General features: G+C 65.9%; 15 protein-coding genes. 12 read left to right on the forward strand and 3 right to left on the reverse strand.

The genetic code is table 11. The annotated features are described in order from the left end of the window. Positions 1-13 precede the first annotated feature (13 nt). A complete protein-coding gene (locus tag KT882_RS18090; protein ID WP_228892902.1) occupies positions 14-217 on the forward strand; it encodes a hypothetical protein in 204 nt (67 codons plus the stop codon). Here the strand turns inward: KT882_RS18090 and KT882_RS18095 are convergent, their stop codons facing one another. Both KT882_RS18095 and KT882_RS18100 read right to left on the reverse strand, forming a co-directional pair. Then, positions 218-2203, reverse strand: a complete 1986-nt coding sequence (locus KT882_RS18095) for a TonB-dependent receptor (RefSeq protein WP_228892904.1) — start codon at positions 2201-2203, stop codon at positions 218-220. Between the two features lie 78 nt (positions 2204-2281). Beyond that, positions 2282-2617, reverse strand: a complete 336-nt coding sequence (locus KT882_RS18100; protein WP_228892906.1) for a hypothetical protein — start codon at positions 2615-2617, stop codon at positions 2282-2284. A 166-nt stretch (positions 2618-2783) separates the two neighbouring features. Here KT882_RS18100 and KT882_RS18105 point away from each other — a divergent pair, with 166 nt between their 5' ends. Continuing rightward, a complete protein-coding gene (locus KT882_RS18105) occupies positions 2784-2954 on the forward strand; it encodes a DUF3606 domain-containing protein (RefSeq protein WP_161071188.1) in 171 nt (56 codons plus the stop codon). Here KT882_RS18105 and KT882_RS18110 read toward each other — a convergent pair. After that, positions 2938-4731, reverse strand: a complete 1794-nt coding sequence (locus KT882_RS18110) for a DUF885 domain-containing protein (protein ID WP_228892908.1) — start codon at positions 4729-4731, stop codon at positions 2938-2940. The genes KT882_RS18105 and KT882_RS18110 overlap by 17 nt on opposite strands. A gap of 351 nt (positions 4732-5082) precedes the next feature. On the opposite strand from KT882_RS18110, the gene KT882_RS18115 reads away from it, so the two are divergent. From KT882_RS18115 to KT882_RS18160, 10 genes are all read left to right on the forward strand, one after another. Continuing rightward, the gene (locus tag KT882_RS18115) at positions 5083-7449 is read left to right on the forward strand and encodes a TonB-dependent receptor (RefSeq protein ID WP_228892910.1); all 2367 of its coding nucleotides are present in this window, start codon (positions 5083-5085) and stop codon (positions 7447-7449) included. 19 nt (positions 7450-7468) lie between these two features. Next, positions 7469-8521: a LacI family DNA-binding transcriptional regulator gene (locus KT882_RS18120; protein WP_228892912.1), complete on the forward strand. Its 1053-nt coding sequence runs from the start codon at positions 7469-7471 to the stop codon at positions 8519-8521. Between the two features lie 51 nt (positions 8522-8572). After that, a complete protein-coding gene (locus KT882_RS18125; protein WP_228892913.1) occupies positions 8573-9328 on the forward strand; it encodes an SDR family NAD(P)-dependent oxidoreductase in 756 nt (251 codons plus the stop codon). Between the two features lie 17 nt (positions 9329-9345). Further along, entirely contained in the window at positions 9346-11349 is a 2004-nt protein-coding gene (locus tag KT882_RS18130; RefSeq protein ID WP_228892915.1) for a DUF4962 domain-containing protein, read from the forward strand. Between the two features lie 10 nt (positions 11350-11359). Beyond that, positions 11360-12307, forward strand: coding sequence for a sugar kinase (locus tag KT882_RS18135; RefSeq protein WP_228892916.1), 948 nt, complete (start codon positions 11360-11362; stop codon positions 12305-12307). A gap of 79 nt (positions 12308-12386) precedes the next feature. After that, positions 12387-13667, forward strand: coding sequence for an MFS transporter (locus KT882_RS18140; protein WP_228892920.1), 1281 nt, complete (start codon positions 12387-12389; stop codon positions 13665-13667). Then, positions 13664-14503 (forward strand): GDSL-type esterase/lipase family protein, encoded by an 840-nt coding sequence (locus KT882_RS18145; RefSeq protein WP_228892921.1) that lies wholly within the window; start codon positions 13664-13666, stop codon positions 14501-14503. The genes KT882_RS18140 and KT882_RS18145 overlap by 4 nt, the downstream gene beginning before the upstream one ends. Beyond that, positions 14500-15336, forward strand: coding sequence for a fumarylacetoacetate hydrolase family protein (locus tag KT882_RS18150; RefSeq protein ID WP_228892923.1), 837 nt, complete (start codon positions 14500-14502; stop codon positions 15334-15336). The genes KT882_RS18145 and KT882_RS18150 overlap by 4 nt, the downstream gene beginning before the upstream one ends. Next, positions 15336-16151 (forward strand): polysaccharide lyase family 7 protein, encoded by an 816-nt coding sequence (locus KT882_RS18155; protein WP_228892924.1) that lies wholly within the window; start codon positions 15336-15338, stop codon positions 16149-16151. Before KT882_RS18150 ends, KT882_RS18155 begins: the two co-directional genes overlap by 1 nt. After that, a complete protein-coding gene (locus KT882_RS18160) occupies positions 16148-16870 on the forward strand; it encodes a ribonuclease activity regulator RraA (protein ID WP_228892925.1) in 723 nt (240 codons plus the stop codon). Before KT882_RS18155 ends, KT882_RS18160 begins: the two co-directional genes overlap by 4 nt. The last annotated feature ends 14 nt before the right edge of the window (positions 16871-16884 follow it).

Genomic DNA, 16884 nt, shown 5'->3' on the forward strand with positions numbered 1-16884 from the left:
CTAGAATGGCCTCTTGAAAAAGAAGCTGTTCCGCATGCCCCCTCTCCCCATGATCTGGGCCACTTACTGGTCCGCCGCCTTGCTGCTGCTGGTGTTCCTTGCTTTTGGATGGTGGTGCTACCGCGCGCACCGCAAAGGCGGCGGCGCGAAGAAACCGCCGCGCTCGGGTTCCTACACCAAGCGCAGGCCCAGGCGCAGGCGCGCCCCCAAACCCTAGTTAGAACTTGGCGCGCACGCCCAGCACGAAATTGCGGCCAGGCAGAGGCGCGATATCCTTCAGCACCGACGTCGACATGCGGATGTCTTCGTTCAGCAGATTCTTCGCCAGCACAAACCACGTCAGATCCTGGCTGCCCAGGCGCTGCGTGTAGGAGAAGTTGGCGTTCAGCTGGTTGTAGGAACCGGTCGGCGTGGTCTCGAAGGATGCGAGACGATCCTGGCCATTCGCATGCACCAGCGACAGTCCGCCGCGCAATGCGCCTTCGCGGTAGCCCACGCTGGCGCCAACGCGCGTTGCAGGCTGCAGCGGCAGGCTGCCCGCGCCATCCAGTTTGCCTTTGGACGTGTCCGCGAACAACCGGCCGGACCAGCCGCTGCCCTGCGCGTTGTAGGTGATCTCCGCTTCCGCACCCTTGATGGTGGCCTTGGCCTGCTCGAAGATGCGCTCGCGCAGTTCGTCGCCCGGATTGCCTTCCTCATCCAGCAGCCTGCCGGTGATATGCCCGTAGATAAAGTCGCGCACCTTGTTGCGGTAGGCATTGGCCTTCCAGCGCACCAGGCCCGTGTTCTTCTCCAGGCTCAGTTCCACATTGCGCGAAGCCTCTTTCTTGAAGTCCGGGTTGCCGACGTCGAAGGTGACCGTGGCGTCGTGCGGGCCGCCGGAGTACAGTTCCTCCGTGGCCGGCGCGCGCTCGGAGTACGAGAAGGTGGCGCCCGCGCCGTAGCCCGGCGTGAAGGTCCACAACGCGCCCAGCGAACCGGAGTTCAGGTTGAAGGAGCGGTCCTGGCCGGTGACCGGCTTGCGCTTGACGGACTCCACGCGCCCGCCCGCGCTGAGCAGCACAGCGCCGACTTTCGCCTCTTCCACCAGGAAGCCCGCCGTGGAAGTGGAATGCGTGACAGGCACGGTGTCGGCCGCACCGTCCGGGCTGAGCGCGGAAAAGTGCGTGTTCTCGGTCTGGAAGCCGAAGGTGCCGTGCATGCCGGCGATAGGCTCGTGCGCCAGTTCGGCGCGCGTTTCCAGCGAACGGTTATTGAAGATCACGACCGGCGCATTGCTCTCGTCCAGTTCCGCGTGTTCGTAGGTGGTGTAGCCGGCCTTGAACTTGAAGGTCTCGAAGCCGCTGAACGGCTTGTGCACCAGGCTGTCCACGTCGTAGCGGGTTTGCTTCTGGTCGATCTTCGAGCCTTCCGCGCTCGGGATGCCGTACATGTTGTCCAGGTGGGATACGGACGCGCCGACAAAGCCCCAGTCGGCAATATAGGAAGTGCCCGCGCCGACATTGCGTTCGCGCGTAGCCGAATGCGCCAGGCGGCCGGAGCCCGAGGCCGGGTCGTTGGCGATGCGGGTTTCCGGAATCTTGTAGTCGTCCGCGTTGCGCAGGTTGCCGTCCACGTGCAGCGCGAACTGGCCCGCTGCGCCGTCGACGGTGCCGGACAGGTTCTTGCCGCTATCGACCGAGCTGTAGCGCGCCTCGATCTGGCCGGTGAGCTGCTTTTCCAGCGCGGTGGGAATGCGTTCGTTGACCACGTTGACCAGGCCGCCAATGGCGCCGGAGCCGTACAGCAGCGCCGCAGGGCCGCGCAGGATCTCGATCTGGCGCGCCACCGCGCCTTCGGCCGCCACCGCGTGGTCGTTGGACAGGCCGGACACGTCCGACACGGCCATGCCGTTCTCCAGCATCTTCACGCGAGCGCCTTCCATGCCACGGATGATGGGGCGCGATGCACCGGCGCCGAAAGCGGACGCGGACACGCCCAGTTCCTGCGACAGCGTATCGCCCAGCGAGCTGCCCATCTTGTCGCGCAGTTCGTCGCCGGCCAGCACTTTGGCGGGCGTGAGGATCTGGTCGCCCTCGGCGGTTTTAAACGGATTGGCGGTGACCACGACCTTGGGAACGACAGGGTCGCTTGTCTGGGCGGAAGCAATGGACGAAATGGTGGACAGGACCGCCGTGGCGATCAGGGTACGGGTGAACATCATGTGAACCTCAAACAAGAATTGACGTAAAGCGGCCGCGCGCCTTCCCGGCGCGCATAGCCTTGCTAAGTGCGATTTCTGTCAGAGGACCGGGGGAGCCCGGGATTGGAATACGACGGTGGCGAAGCGCTCGCGCGCCTGCACGAACAGCAGCGCAGGCAACAGCGGCTTGCTCGTCTGCGGCTCGAAGCGCAGCAGCGAGCCGTTGATGGCGAAGGCCAGCTCGGCAGCGGCCACGCACTGCAGGCAGATGTGGTCGACCACCGGGCTGTCGGACGTGGCGCCCGAAGCGGTGAGCAACTCCCCTGCGATGGTTTTTTGCGCCGGCGTCCAGTGCGTATAGCCGTGCGACATCGCCACCTGTTGCGACATCAGCAACAGATAAGCTATCAGCAGGGGCACTATGCGGCGTAACACGTCGGTCAATTCGCTGGGATGGAAAACGCGTATTCTAACCGCGATTGCGCTTTCTGTGCTTTGCCTTTTGACCGGCATGCCCGCAATGTGAGGTAACGCACAGAAGCGGCTGGGATGCAGCGATAAAGTGATGCCCCAAAATTCAGGAGCACACATGGCGGAAAATTTGGTAGATCTGTTTCAGCGGGACCGCTCGCACATTCACGTGGACAAGGAATGGGAAGTGGCCTACTGGAGCAAGAAGCTCGGCATACCGAGGGAAACCCTCGTTGAGATCGTCAACGAGGTTGGTCCGGTAGTGGAAAACGTGGTGCGGAAGATTAAGAGCCTGCACTAGCCTTCTGGCGGGCCAGCCAGCGCTCCACGGCCGCTTCCAGCACGCTGAGCGGCACCGAGCCGTGCGACAGCACTTCGTCGTGGAAGGCGCGCAGGTCGAACCTGGCGCCCAGCTGCTTCTCGGCGCGGGCGCGCAGTTCGCGCAGTTTCAGTTCGCCGATCTTGTAGCTCAGCGCCTGGCCCGGCGCGGCGATGTAGCGCTCCACTTCCTGCACCGCCACCACTTCGTTCTGCGGCACGTTGTCGACGAAGTAGGCGATGGCCTGCTCGCGCGTCCAGCCCTTGGAATGGATGCCGGTATCAACCACCAGCCGCACCGCGCGCCAGATCTCGGCCGACAGGCGGCCGCACCACTGCCACGGATCGTCGTACAAGCCCATCTCCTGGCCCAGCATTTCGCTGTACAGGCCCCAGCCTTCGCTGAAGGCGCCGGTGCCTTCGTTGCGGCGGAAGGCCGGGAAGCCGGTCTGCTCTTTCGCCAGGCTGATCTCGAAGTGGTGGCCGGGAATGGCTTCATGCAGGAAGAAAGCCACCGTCGTGAAACGGGTGCGGGTTTCCGGCTTGTAGGCGTTGTAGTAGAAGATGCCGGGACGCGAACCGTCCGGCAGGCCGGCGAAGTACTGGGCCGGCGCGGCGCTCACTTCGCGGAACGATTCCACCGGACGCACTTCGAACGGGGTCTTGGGGATTTTGCCGAAGAACTGCGGCGTCTTCGCTTCCACGCGCGGACGCAGGCCTTCGTAGGCGGCCTGGATCTGCTCGCGGGTGCTGAAACGCTGCTCAGGCGCGGTGTTCAGGTGCACGAAGAACTCTTTCAGCGTGCCCTTGAAGCCCACGCGTTCCTTGGCCTGCTCGAACAGCGCGCGGATGCGGGTCACTTCGATCAGGCCTATGGTGTGGATCTCGTCCGCCGTCAGCGAGGTGGTGGTGGAGCTGCGCACCTTAGAGTCATACCACGCCTTCCCTTCCGGCAGCGCGCCCAGGCCCACAGTTTCGCGGCTGGCGGGCAGGTAGCTGTCGCGCATGAAGGCCAGCAGGCGCTGGTAGGCCGGGGCGATCTGCTCGCTCACCAGTTTGGAATAGGCGGCGGTCAGGCGTGCCTTGTCTGCTTCGCTGAAGTCCTGCGGGAACTGGCGCACCGGCGACATGTAGACGCTCTTGGCCAGGTCGGCCGTGCCCAGGTTTTCCAGCTGCGGCAGGATCTGCTTGGTGACGATCTTGGGCTGGACCACCCCGCGCGCCATACCGGCGCGCATGTCGGCGATCATGGCGTCCGCCGCCGGGGCGAAGGCGGCGGCGCGCGCCAGCCAGTTGTCATAGTCCTTCACCGTGGCGAAAGGCTGCGCCAGCTTGCCGGAGCCCAGCTGCGCGAACAGCAGGTGCAGGCTGAAGGTCTGGTTGATGGGGATGAGCTGCGATGGGAAGCGCATGTCGTCCAGAGACTGCTGCAGCTTGTAGCGCAGCAGATCGTAGCTGATGCGGTCCTCGGCGCCCAGCTTGGCGGGGTCGTATTCGGCGGTGCGGGCCAGGTATTTGTCCGCCAGGCGCTTGCGCTCGGCCAGCGCTTCCTGCGAGGTCACCGGGCCAAAGCGGTCGTTGAAGCGGTTGTCGCCGTTGAAGGTGGCGCTGATCGGGTTCGCTTTCGAATACTCCTCCCAGTACTCGGCGTAGATCTGGTTCATTTTCTCGGGCGTGGCGGGCGTGGCGGCATGCACCAGCGTCGGCGCAAAGGCGAGCAGTCCGGCGCTGAACAGGAGACTGGAGAGCGAAATTTTCATGAGCGGTAGCGGTGAGAGTGGCTGAACTGTATATATTTGCATAGAACCATCATTGTGGAAACAAGAAAACATCCTGCGAAATTCTTGTTGACTTCGTTTTTCTTTGCTTTAAGATTCACTGCAACGTTACAGTAAAACGATTTACCAACTGCCCACCAGGGAAATCTTCGAAGTCGAAGGTCAGTTTTTCCTGAACGGGTTTTTTTTCAACACCTTACTGTAACGATACAGTAAACCGTTACACAAACGGTCAAAGCAGCTTATACTCATTCAAAAAGACCTATAAGGGAGACAGAGATGATAAGTAAAGGAAGGCCAGATGCCACGCAGCATCGCCTCACCCCGATCGCCATGGCAGCCGCACTGCTGCTGATGGGCGCGGCCGCACCCGGCCGGGCGCAGCAAGCGCCTGCCGCCGGCGAGCCGCTGAAACTGGAGACCGTGGTGGTTTCCGCCAACCGCCGCATCGAGAAGCTGGAGGACGTGCCGCAGTCCATCACGGTGCTGGGCGAGGAGTATATGCAGCGCAACAACGTGCGCGAGTTCAACGACATCGTCAACCTCACGCCCGCGCTGTCGATTTCGGTCGGTACCCAGGTCGGCACCAACAGCATCAATATGCGCGGCATCGGCACCACGTCCAACAACCTGGGCATCGAGGGCGACATCGCCGTCATCATCGACGACCTGCCCTACGCCCAGCCGCAGCAGGCCTTCAAGGACCAGGCCGACGTGGCCCGCGTGGAGGTGCTGAAAGGCCCGCAAAGCACCATGTTCGGCAAGAGCGCCATCGCGGGCGCGGTGGTGATGACCACCAAGCCTATCGGCGCCGGTCCGATGAAGACCAATGTCAGCCTGTTCCGCAGCAGCGACGACGAATACCGCGCCACCGCCGCCCTCAGCGGCCGCCTGAGCGACGACGTGGCCATGCGCCTGTTCGCCAGCAAGACCAACTTCCCCGGCCTGCTGAACAACCTCACCACCGGCCGCAAGCAGAACGGCTCCGGCGGCAAGAGCTTCGTCACCAAGTTCCTGTGGAAGGTCAACAGCGACGTGGACGTGATGGTCACGCCGCAGTACGACCACTCGCTCTCGACCGGCAACACCGCCGCCATCACCTCGATCGATCCGGGCGTGGGCTACCTGTACAACAAGGCCTATACGGCGCTGTCGAATACCGAAGTCCTGCGCGGCATCACACCCAGCCCGACCAACCGCGACATCCGCAACGATTCGCCGTCCGGCCTGGAGTCGACCAACCGCGGCGTTGGCGTGCGCGTGAACTACCAGTTCCCGGAACGCACACCGCTGGCCGGACATGCGCTGACGTCGATTTCCTCCGTCGTCAAAAACCTCTCCAACGACTTCCGCGACAACGACAATATCGACCTGGTTTCCACCTTCTACCAGCTGAACCACGCGGGCAAGCCTTCCGGCATCAACGCCAAGGCCGAAATCAACGGCACCAGCGACAGCAAGACCTCCACGCAGGAGTTCCGTCTCACGTCCCCGGACGAGGGCCAGCTGCGCTACCTGGTGGGCCTCTGGTTTGCGCGCAACAGCCTGTTCCGCACCTACTATCGCGGCAATCCGTTCGTGAAGGAGACCAACTTCACCAACTACGAAACCTCGTCGTCCAACCTGAACCGCGCCTTGTACGCCAACGGCAGCTGGGAATTCGCATCGCGCAACACGCTGACGGCCGGCGTGCGCCTGAACCGCGAATCGAACAACTATATGTTCCACACCATCGACAGCCTGTCGTCGAGCGCGCCGAACAACATCCACACCGGCGAGAACATGTACGTGGCGCCGCAGCACGACGAGAACGGCATCACGGGCAAGCTGGCCTACACCTACCACTTCACTCCGGACGTGATGGCCTACGGTTCGGCCGCCACCGGCCGCAAGGGCGTGGCGTATGACATGACCAGCGGCGCCAACAACGTCAACGTGTTCAAGCGCCTGCCGCTGGCCGCCGAAACGGCGGACAGCTTCGAGCTCGGTTTCAAGGCCAACCTGTGGAACAACCGCGCCACGTTCAACGCGGCGGCCTTCCGCACCCGCTTCCACGACTACCAGACCTCGGCCACCGAGCGCTTCTCCGACGGCAGCCAGGCCAGTGTGCTGTACAGCATCCCTGCCCTGCAGACCAAGGGCTTCGAAGCCGACACCACGGTGCTGCTGACGCGCGAACTGCAGCTGAACGCCAGCCTGGCTTTCACCCGCGCCACCATCCTGAACTGGACGCAGGGGCCGTGCTACAGCGGCGCCACCGACTGCACCGTGCCGAACGCGCTGGTGCCCGGCGCCTTCCTGCGCGACGCCAGCGGCGGCGGCATGCCGAACGCGCCCAAGTGGAAGCTGAGCACGGGGGCCGAATACCGCCTGCCGCAGGGCATGCTGCCGTTCCGCACCGCCTTCAACGTGCAATGGCGCACCCAGTCGCGCGTGCAGGGCGCCATCAGCCAGGATCCAAGCCTGAACCGCCCGGGCTATGGCATCGTCGACCTGGGCGCGTCCATGTCGGATGACAAGGGCAAATACAAGCTGTCCGTCGGCGTGAAGAACGTGGCCGACCACCACTACGCGTCGGGCAACGTGGGCTCCTTCCTGAACTTCAAGAAGACCTCCGGTCCGGACATCAAGTCCCTAGGCTGGCAGCCTGCGCGCGACGCCTTCCGCTATTTCACTGTCCGCCTGGACGCGGCATTTTAAGCTAGCAATCAAGGGAATCATGAGCGAACCAAAAATTCAGGATGTAGCGCGCCTCGCCGGCGTGTCCACCTCCAGCATCTCCAACTACCTGAACAACAGGATGGGACAGATGCGGCCGGACACCCAGCTCAAGATCGAGCAGGCCATCAAGCAGCTGGGCTACCGGCCCAACAACGCGGCCCGCCAGCTCAAGACCGGGGTGGCGGCAATGGTGGGGCTGCTGGTGCCATCCCTGGCCAACCAGTTTTTCGGTTCGCTCGCCTGCGCGGTGGAAGCCGCCGCCGCGCGGCATCAATGCCACGTCATGACCTTCAGCACCTTCCGCGATCCGGACCGGGAGCGCGCGGTGATGGCCGACCTGCTTGCCTACGGGGTGCAAGGCATCATCACCGGCTCGGCGCTGAGCGACACGGACCACCTGGCCGCGATCACCGCGCGCTGCCCGGTGGTGGCCTTCGACATCAAGCAGACCGACGAGCACCACAAGAAGATCAGCACCATCTCGGTGGACAACGCGGCCGCCACCGCAATGGCGGTGGCGCACCTGGCGGCGCTAGGGCACCGCTCCATCGCCCTGGTCACGCCGCCGCCGTACACGCTGAACCGGCAGGAGCGCGTGCGCGGCTTCCAGCAGGCGGTGACGCAGGCCGGCATTGCGGGCGAACTGGTGATCGCGGATTCCACCGACGCGCCCAGCGATCCGCACGGCGACACCCAGCTGTTCGAAATGGGGCGCAGCGCAGCGGCGCGCCTGCTGGCGGCACCCGGCAAGCCGACGGCGGCCATCGCCATCAACGACATGATGGCGATCGGCATCGGCATCGGCCTGAAGCAGCTGGGCAGGCACATCCCGCAGGACTTCTCGCTGATCGGCATTGATGACATTTTCTTCTCGGCCGCGCATGACCCTCCGCTGACCACGCTGCGCCAGCCGATACAGGCCATGGCGGATGCGGCGGTGCAGCGCATCCTGGCGCCGTCGGCGGCGCCGGGCGGCGAGCTGTTTGCGCCGGAGCTGATCGTCAGGGCGTCAACGGCGGCGCCGCTTGGCGGGTTACGCGCGCTGCGCTAACCCGCCCTACGCCCTACGCAACTACAACCTAACCTTATAAGAGAGACTATTATGGAACTGATCGGCAAACGCGCACTCGTCATGGGCGGCGCATCGGGCATCGGCAAAGCCACTTCGCTGGCACTGGCGGAAGCCGGCGCGGACGTGGTGCTGACCTACTGGAGCAGCGACGCGGAGGCGCAGGAAGTGGTGGCGCAGATCCGCGCCATGGGCCGCCGCGCCCAGGCTATCAAGGCCGACCTGACCGGCGCCGACGCGGCCGAACAGGTATATGCCGAAGCGGAAGGGGCCATCGGCCAGATCGACGCGCTGTTCGCCAACATCGGCGGCCTGATACAGCGCTGCCGCATCGTGGACATGCCGCTGTCGCTGTGGAACGAGTCCATGAACCTGAACCTGACCAGTACCTTCCTGATCTGCCAGGCCGCGCTGAAGCGCATGGAGCCGCGCAAGAGCGGCGTGATCGTCACCATGTCCTCGCTGGCCGCGTTCGACGGCGGCGGTCCGGGTTCGGCGCACTACGCTTCGTCCAAGGCGGCCGTGGCCACCTTCACCCGTGCGCTGGCCAAGGAAGTGGGCCCGCTGGGCATCCGCGTGAACGGCGTCGCGCCCGGCCTGATCGCCACCCGCTTCCACGACACCTTCAACACCCCGGCCAACCGCCTCGCCATCGCCGAGCGCACCCCGGCGCGCCGCGAGGGCCAGCCCAGCGACGTGGCCAATGTCGTGGTCTTCCTCGCTTCCGAGCGTGCAGCCTTCCTGGCCGGCGAAATCATCCAGGTCAACGGCGGCCTCGGCATCTACTGATCCGCAACGGAGATCCCATGCAACCTAACTTCAAACGGCGCCGCCTGCTCGGCACCGCCGCCCTCGCCTTGCCAGCCCTCGGTGGCGGCATCCCATCCGCCTTTGCGCAGGATGCGCGCGAGGCGCTGGGCACCAAACAGGGCGGCGCGGCCACCGGCGGCGTCCATCCGCTGACGAAGCTGATGCAGGCGCATCCCGCGCCGCTGCGCGCGGAACTGAGCGGCGTGCATCCGCGCGTGTTCACCACGGCGGCGGGACTGGAGCAGCTGCGCCAGCGCGCGCGCGGCAGCCATAGCGCTATCTGGCAGAAGGCGCTGTCGGGCCTGGTGGCCATGCGCGCCGAGCCGGAGGCCTCGCCGGCGCAGACGCGCCGCGCGCAGAACACGGTCGGCATCGGCATGGTGGGCGCCGCCCTCGCCTACAAGATAGAAGGCGACGCGCGCTACCTGGAAGCGGCCAAGCGCTATATGGACGCGGCGGTCAGCTATCCTGTCTGGGGCTATACCTTCAGCAAGCCGGACATCGACCTGGCGGCGGGCCACCTGCTGTACGGCCTGGGCACCGCCTACGACTTGCTGTTCGACGTGCTGAGCGTGGAAGAGCGCACGCGCTACCGCGAAAAGCTGGTGCGCCACGCGCGCATCATGGCCGCGCATTTCAGCCCCAAGCCGGGCAAGTCGTATTCCTACAGCCAGAACCACTGCTTCATCCCCATCTCCGGCCTGGCCGTCGCCGCCTACGCGGTGTTCGACGAAGTGCCTGAGGCGGCCGGCTGGGCCGCGCTGTCGCGCGCCATCTTCACGCAAGTACTGTCGGTAGCCTCGCCGGACGGCTATTTCTACGAAGGCGTGGAATACTGGATCTTCTCCATGCCGTGGATTATCCACGGGCTGGACGCCTTCGCCCACGCGGCGGGCGACGATATGTACGACCTGCCCGCGCTGCGCAAGGCCCACCTCTATATGGCGCACTCGATCACGCCGAACGGCCAGGACATCTTCGACTTCGGCGACGCCTTCGAAGGTCCGGTCACGCGCTCGCGCGTCGGCCACGAGCCTGACCGCACCCACCCGGGCGGCAAGCTGCACTCCAACTACAACCTGCTGTACCGCCTGGCGCAGCGCTTCGGCAATCCGGAGGCGCAGGGCGTGGCGGCCTGGATGGACTCGCTGGGCCATATCTGCGCGGAGGACTTCTGGTCACTGCAATGGTACGAGCCTTCGATCAAGCCAACGCCGATGTCGGCCATTCCGCCGCACCACCACTTCGACGACCTGGGCACGGTGTACTGGCGCAGCGACTGGAGCAGCAAGGCCACCGCCTTCGCCTTCCGCGCAGGCCCGCCGGAGGGCCACCACGCCGCCTCGCTGATCGGCAAGATGCCGGACTGGCACCTGTCCATGGGCCATTCGCACCCGGACGCGGGCAGTTTCATCCTGTTTGGCGGCGGCAGCTACCTGACCGGTCCGAAAGGCTATGCGGGCATCCCGAGCAGCAAAATCAGCAACACGCTGCTGGTGGACGGCCAGGGCCAGGCCAACGAAGGCGGCGGCCACGATGCTTTCGAGGGCTATCCCTATGCGCGCCTGGACAGCATCCGCATCACCAAGCTCACGCTGGGCAAGGACCACGCCGACATCGTGGCCGACCTGACGGGCGCCTACCGCCTGGAGCTGGGCATCGAGAAATTGGAGCGGCGCTTGAGCTTTGCGCGCGGCGCCTGGACCACCAGCGACACCATGAGGGCCAGCAAGCCGGTGGTGCTGACGGCGCAAGTGCACGGCGACCGCGAGATCAGGCAGCTGGACGAACGCAGCTTCCTTGTGGAGGGCCAGCCCTCCGCGCTGAAGGTGGAAGCGCGCACCAAGGCGGCGGCAGCCGTGGTGGAACCGGGCTTTGTGGTCTCCGCCGGCCCTCCGGGCAATGTCGACAAGGGGCCGAAGCAGCAGCGCGGTAATGTGCTGCGCATCTCGCTGCCGGCCAGCCGGCAGGCCACGCTGGTCACCGGCATGAAGTTCTGAGGGGCACGCTATGGACGAGACGCTGCAGATACCCGACGTGGTGACCGTCGGCGAGGCCATGGCCTTGCTGATGGCGCGCCAGCCCTTGCCGCTGGCGGAGGTGAGCGAGTTCGAGCGCGCCACCGCCGGCGCGGAGCTCAATGTGGCGGTGGGCTTGAGCAGGCTGGGATACAAGGTGGGCTACGTCAGCGCGCTGGGCAAGGACAGCCTGGGCCGCAACCTGCTGGACTTCATGCAGGCCGAAGGCCTGGACCTGCGCCATGTGCGGCTGGACCAGCAGCATCCGACCGGCTTCATGCTCAAGTCCATGGCGCTCGACGGCAGCGATCCGGAAGTGGAGTACTTCCGTCGCGGTTCGGCCGCCAGCCACCTGTCGCGCGCCGACATACCGTCCGGCGCCTACCAGCAGGCGCGCCTGCTGCACCTGACCGGCATCTCCCCGGCGCTGTCGGACAGCTGCCGCGACATGGCGCTGACCATGGCCGCGCAGGCGCGCGGCGCCGGCCGCATGGTCACCTTCGACCCCAACCTCAGGCCGCGTCTGTGGCCCACGCAGGAGGCGATGATAGAAACCGTCAACGCGCTGGCCAGCCTGGCCGATGTGGTGATGCCGGGCCTGGGGGAAGGCAAGCTACTGACCGGCTGCGGCGACGCGGCCGGCATCGCGGACTTCTATCTGGCGCGCGGCGCGCGGCAGGTGGTGGTCAAGCTCGGGCCGCAGGGCGCGTACTACGCCGGTCCGGAAGGCCGGGGCATTGCGCCCGGCGTGCCGGTGCGAAAGGTGGTGGACACCGTGGGCGCCGGGGACGGCTTCGCGGTGGGCGTCATCAGCGCGCTGCTGGAAGGGCTGCCCCTGGCCCTGGCTGCGGCGCGCGGCAACGCGGTGGGCGCGCGCGTGGTGCAGTTCCGGGGGGACTGTGAAGGGCTGCCGACGCGCAGCGAGCTTGGCCTGCAATAACAAGAGCGCGCACCGCCCCGGCGAGGGCGGGCGCACAGAACAAAAAATAGAGAGACAGAGACATCTTGGAGAAGCGCGCATGAGAACGACTAAAGGTTTGCGCTGGCTGGTCATGACGCTGGTGGCCGCCGCAACAATTATCAACTACATCGACCGCTCGGCCCTCGCGGTCATGTGGCCGGGCATTGCCGCGGATCTCGGCCTGGACAAGCGCGATTACGCCAATATCGTCACCGTCTTCCTGATCGGCTACGCCATCGGCCAGACGCTGTTCGGCAAGCTGTTCGACGCGCTGGGAACCCGGATCGGCTTCATCCTGTCCATCCTCGTATGGTCGGTCTCCATCGGCCTGCATTTCGTCGCGCGCTCGGCCCTGTCGTTCGGCCTGTTCCGTGCGCTGCTGGGCGTGGGCGAGGCGGGCAACTGGCCCGGCGCCACCAAGGCCGTAGCCGAATGGTTTCCGGTCCGCGAGCGCGCGCTGGCGCAAGGCATCTTCGGCGCCGGTGCATCGCTCGGCTCCATTATCGCGCCACCGCTGATCGCCTGGCTGTACGCCTATGTGGGCTGGAAAACCACCTTCATCCTGATCGCCGCCCTCGGCTTCTTATGGGTCGTGCCCTGGCTGATCATCTACAAGTCCGGTCCCGCCGCCCATCCCTGGATCAGCGAGGAGGAACGCAGCTACATCCTCACCGGCCAGAAAACGGAAGCGGCCAGGCAGGCGGAATACGTGCCGACGCTGCCGCAGCTGCTGCGCCACCGCCAGAGCTGGGGCGTGATCGCCGCGCGCTTCTTCATCGACCCGATCTGGTGGCTGTTCGTGGCGTGGCTGCCGCTGTACCTGAACGAGAAATTCCACTTCGACGTGAAGCAGATCGGCATCTTCGCATGGGTGCCCTATGTAGGCGCCGCGATAGGCGCGCTGTCCGGCGGCTGGCTGTGCGGACGCCTGCTGCAGCTCGGCTGGAGCGTGAACCGGGCCCGCAAGACGGTGATCGCCCTCGGGCTGGCGCTGATGCTGCCCGCCCTGCTGTTCAGCGCAACGGCGGACACGCCGCTGCTGGCCGTGCTGTCGATTGCGGTCATCCTGTTTGGCTTCCAGGCCGCCATCACCAATATCCAGACCCTGCCGAGCGACTTCTTCTCCGGGAAAACCGTCGGCTCGCTGGCAGGCCTGAGCGGCACCTCGGCCGTGCTGGGCGTGATCATCTGCATGCAGCTGGTGCCGTCGATCACCGCCGGCGGTAACTACACGCCCTTCTTTGTGCTGGGCGCGCTGCTGGTGCCGCTGGTGTTCCTGTCGATCTGGCTTGGCGGCGCAGTGGCGCCGGTGCAGCCGCGCAGCGGGGTGGCGCGATGAGCCGCCTTCCACGCAAGCATCTGCTGGCGGCGCTGGCAGCGGCGTGCGCCCTCGCCGTCGCCTCCACCTTGCCGCCTGCCGTGGCGCAAGCGCTCGTCCAGCCGGGCGCCCCGGCAGCGGCAGCGGCGCCGGCCAAGCGCCTGAGTGCCTCCGAAGCCTTCGAGAAGCAGGACAACGGCCAGTTCCTGCAGTACCATGCGCGCTTCCTGGCGCGCGCCAAGAGCGGCCCCGTAGGCTTGCTGTTCCTTGGCGATTCGATCACGGCGGGCTGGCAGCGCGCGCCGCACATCTGGGATGCCTATTACGGCAAGTACCAGCCGGCCAACTTCGGCATCGGCGGTGCGCGCACGCAGAACCTGATCTGGCAGATCGAGCACGGCGAACTGGAAGGTATCGCGCCCAAGGTGGCCGTGCTGATGATGGGCACCAACAACAGCCTTGACTACAGCGCGGAGGAAATCGCCGCCGCCAACCGGAAGATCGTCGCCATGGTGCGCGCCAGGCTGCCGGACACCCGCGTTCTCGTGCTGGGGATCTTCCCGCGCGGCCCGCGCGACGCCAAGGGCGGCCCTGTCACGCCTGCCGCGGTGGAAGAAGCGGCGAAACGCATGGCCACCATTGCCGCAGTCAACCGCGAGCTGGCCACGCTGGACGATGGCAGGACGATACGCTTCCTCGACATCGGCGCCGTATTCCTGGGCCAGGACGGCCGCATTCCGCACACCATCATGCCGGACCAGTTGCATCCCGTCGCCGCAGGCTACCAGCTCTGGGCCGACGCCATGCAGCCGCTGCTCGACAGCATGATGAAAGACGCCAGAAAGGACGACAAATGAAACTGCTACGCGTAGGCGCTCCGGGCGCCGAGAAACCTGCGGCGCTGGATGCGCAAGGCATCATCCGCGACTTGTCCGCGCTGGTGCCGGACCTCACGCCGGACTGGCTGGCGCCGGAAAAACTGCGGGCGCTGGCCGCCATCGACCTCGAACGGCTGCCGGTGCTGAGCGCGGACGCGCGCATCGGCGTACCCGTGGCCGGTATCCGCCAGTTCATCGGCATAGCGCTGAACTACCGCAAGCACGCCGAGGAATCCGGCCAGGCCATTCCTGCGGAGCCCATCGTCTTCAACAAGGCGATCACCTCGCTGAGCGGTCCGAATGACGCCATCGTCATGCCGCCGGGGTCCGAGCATACGGACTGGGAAATTGAAATGGGCATCGTCATCGGCACCGCCGCGCGCAGCGTGGCCCAGCACAAGGCGCTCGAGCACGTGGCGGGCTATTGCCTGGCCAACGACCTGTCGGAGCGGCACTGGCAGAACCACCGCAATGGCCAGTGGTGCAAGGGCAAGAGCTTCGACACATTCGGCCCCATCGGCCCGTGGCTGGTGACCGCCGACGACATTCCGGATCCGCAGGCGCTGGACATGGAGCTGAGCGTGAACGGCGAACGCAAGCAGGCCAGCAATACCTCGGACATGATTTTCCCCGTCGCCTACATCGTCTCCTACGTCAGCCAGTTCATGACGCTGCTGCCCGGCGACGTGATCGTCAGCGGCACGCCCGGCGGCGTGGGCATGGGCCTGAAGCCGCCCCAGTACCTGAAGCGCGGCGACGTGGTCCGCCTGGCGATGGACAAGCTGGGCACGCAAACCCAGGTGGTTGCCTGATGCGCGCGCCATGCCGCACGCCCGCCGGGGGCCTGGCAGTGCGCGGCCGCGTGCTGCCGATGCTGTTGATGCCGCTGCTCTGCACTCCGCTGTCCGCAGCGCCGGCCGCAGCGGATTTCACGCCCGCCACCGCGCTGCAGGCCATGTTCGAAGCCGAAGGCAAGTCGCCCTATCCGTCGCCCTACACGGGCACGCTCACCTTCAGCGCCCTGCAGTCGAAGTACGATTCCGGCCATGGCCACGGCTACCGCAATGAGCTGAAAGTCATGTCCCGGCACAGGCTGGGCGTGGCAGCGACGGACGAACGCTTTTCCGCCATCGTCACCGCCACTCTGCCGGCAGGCGCCAAGACCATCGTTGCCCAGTACCACGCCGAAGGACTGGACACGCTGCTCAAGGTCTACGTGCAGGACACGGCCGACAGCAAGGCCATCGACGGTAAAGCGGGCAATGGCCTGTTCGACGTGCTGGCCCGCATCAAAGGCCCGGACGCCAAGGAAACCATGACGGCACTGGGCACGGTGCGCTCCGGCGAAAGCTTTGGCCTGGACATCAGTTTTTCCGGCGGCGAGGCGAAAGTCGCCGTCAGCACCGCCCAGCACGGCGCCATGCAGACCGCGCCGACGCGCATCAAGAGCACCGGCGAAAACATCTACTTCAAGCTCGGCGACTACCTGCAGGCCCTCGATCCGGCCACGCTGACCCACACCACCAGCCGCGAGAAATGGGACCAGTACTACCAGCAAAGCCGCATCGGTAGCAGCCAGGTCCAGTTCAGCCACACCATTTTCCAACGCAGCAGGAGCCAGCCATGACCCAGGAACTGCATCCCGACACCCTCGCAACGCTGAAGACCGTCAGCACCGCCACCCTCACGTCGCTGCTGTACAAGCGCGGCTTCCGCAACGTCTTCATCCAGGGCGCACGGCCGCTCAAGCCGGGCCAGCGCCTCGCGGGCCCGGCCTACACGCTGCGCTACATCCCCTCGCGCGAAGACCTGGACGGCATAGAGGCATTCCGCGACCCGCGCCATCCGCAGCGTGTGGCGGTGGAAGAAGTCCCGCCGGGCGCGGTGCTGGTGATGGACTGCCGGGGCGACGTGTCGGTGGCGTCGGCCGGCAGCATCCTCGCCACGCGCATGCAGGTGCGCGGCGCGGCCGGCATCGTCACGGACGGTGGCCTGCGCGACGCGGCGGGCATCGCCGCGCTGGACATGCCGGCATGGTGCTCCGGCCCTTCGGCGCCGACCAATCTGATACGCCACCACGCGCTGGACATCAACGCGCCCATCGGCTGCGGCGGCGTGCCGGTCTACCCCGGCGACATCATGGTGGGCGACGACGACGGCGTGGTCTGCGTCCCGCGCCATCTGGCCGGCGAACTCGCGCGCGAGGCCGTCGAGATGGAACGTTTCGAGGAATTCGTGCTGGAGGAAGTGGCGCGCGGCGTGTCCATCATCGGCCTGTATCCGCCGACGGCGCCCGACACCCGCTCGCGCTACGAGGCATGGGTGGCGCAGAAGGCCGCTGGCTAGCAGGCGCGCCATCG

The organism is Pseudoduganella aquatica, assembly GCF_020865585.1.
GTDB lineage: Bacteria > Pseudomonadota > Gammaproteobacteria > Burkholderiales > Burkholderiaceae_D > Rugamonas > Rugamonas aquatica_A.

What these genes read in the sequence shown, in the direction of transcription:
- KT882_RS18145 (WP_228892921.1), top strand. Translation starts at nt 13,664, where the DNA reads ATGAGCCGCCTTCCACGCAAGCATCTGCTGGCGGCGCTGGCAGCGGCG.
- KT882_RS18155 (WP_228892924.1), top strand. Translation starts at nt 15,336, where the DNA reads ATGCGCGCGCCATGCCGCACGCCCGCCGGGGGCCTGGCAGTGCGCGGC.
- KT882_RS18130 (WP_228892915.1), top strand. Translation starts at nt 9,346, where the DNA reads ATGCAACCTAACTTCAAACGGCGCCGCCTGCTCGGCACCGCCGCCCTC.
- KT882_RS18135 (WP_228892916.1), top strand. Translation starts at nt 11,360, where the DNA reads ATGGACGAGACGCTGCAGATACCCGACGTGGTGACCGTCGGCGAGGCC.
- KT882_RS18160 (WP_228892925.1), top strand. Translation starts at nt 16,148, where the DNA reads ATGACCCAGGAACTGCATCCCGACACCCTCGCAACGCTGAAGACCGTC.
- KT882_RS18095 (WP_228892904.1), bottom strand. Translation starts at nt 2,203, where the DNA reads ATGATGTTCACCCGTACCCTGATCGCCACGGCGGTCCTGTCCACCATT.
- KT882_RS18150 (WP_228892923.1), top strand. Translation starts at nt 14,500, where the DNA reads ATGAAACTGCTACGCGTAGGCGCTCCGGGCGCCGAGAAACCTGCGGCG.
- KT882_RS18110 (WP_228892908.1), bottom strand. Translation starts at nt 4,731, where the DNA reads ATGAAAATTTCGCTCTCCAGTCTCCTGTTCAGCGCCGGACTGCTCGCC.
- KT882_RS18115 (WP_228892910.1), top strand. Translation starts at nt 5,083, where the DNA reads ATGGCAGCCGCACTGCTGCTGATGGGCGCGGCCGCACCCGGCCGGGCG.
- KT882_RS18125 (WP_228892913.1), top strand. Translation starts at nt 8,573, where the DNA reads ATGGAACTGATCGGCAAACGCGCACTCGTCATGGGCGGCGCATCGGGC.
- KT882_RS18140 (WP_228892920.1), top strand. Translation starts at nt 12,387, where the DNA reads ATGAGAACGACTAAAGGTTTGCGCTGGCTGGTCATGACGCTGGTGGCC.
- KT882_RS18120 (WP_228892912.1), top strand. Translation starts at nt 7,469, where the DNA reads ATGAGCGAACCAAAAATTCAGGATGTAGCGCGCCTCGCCGGCGTGTCC.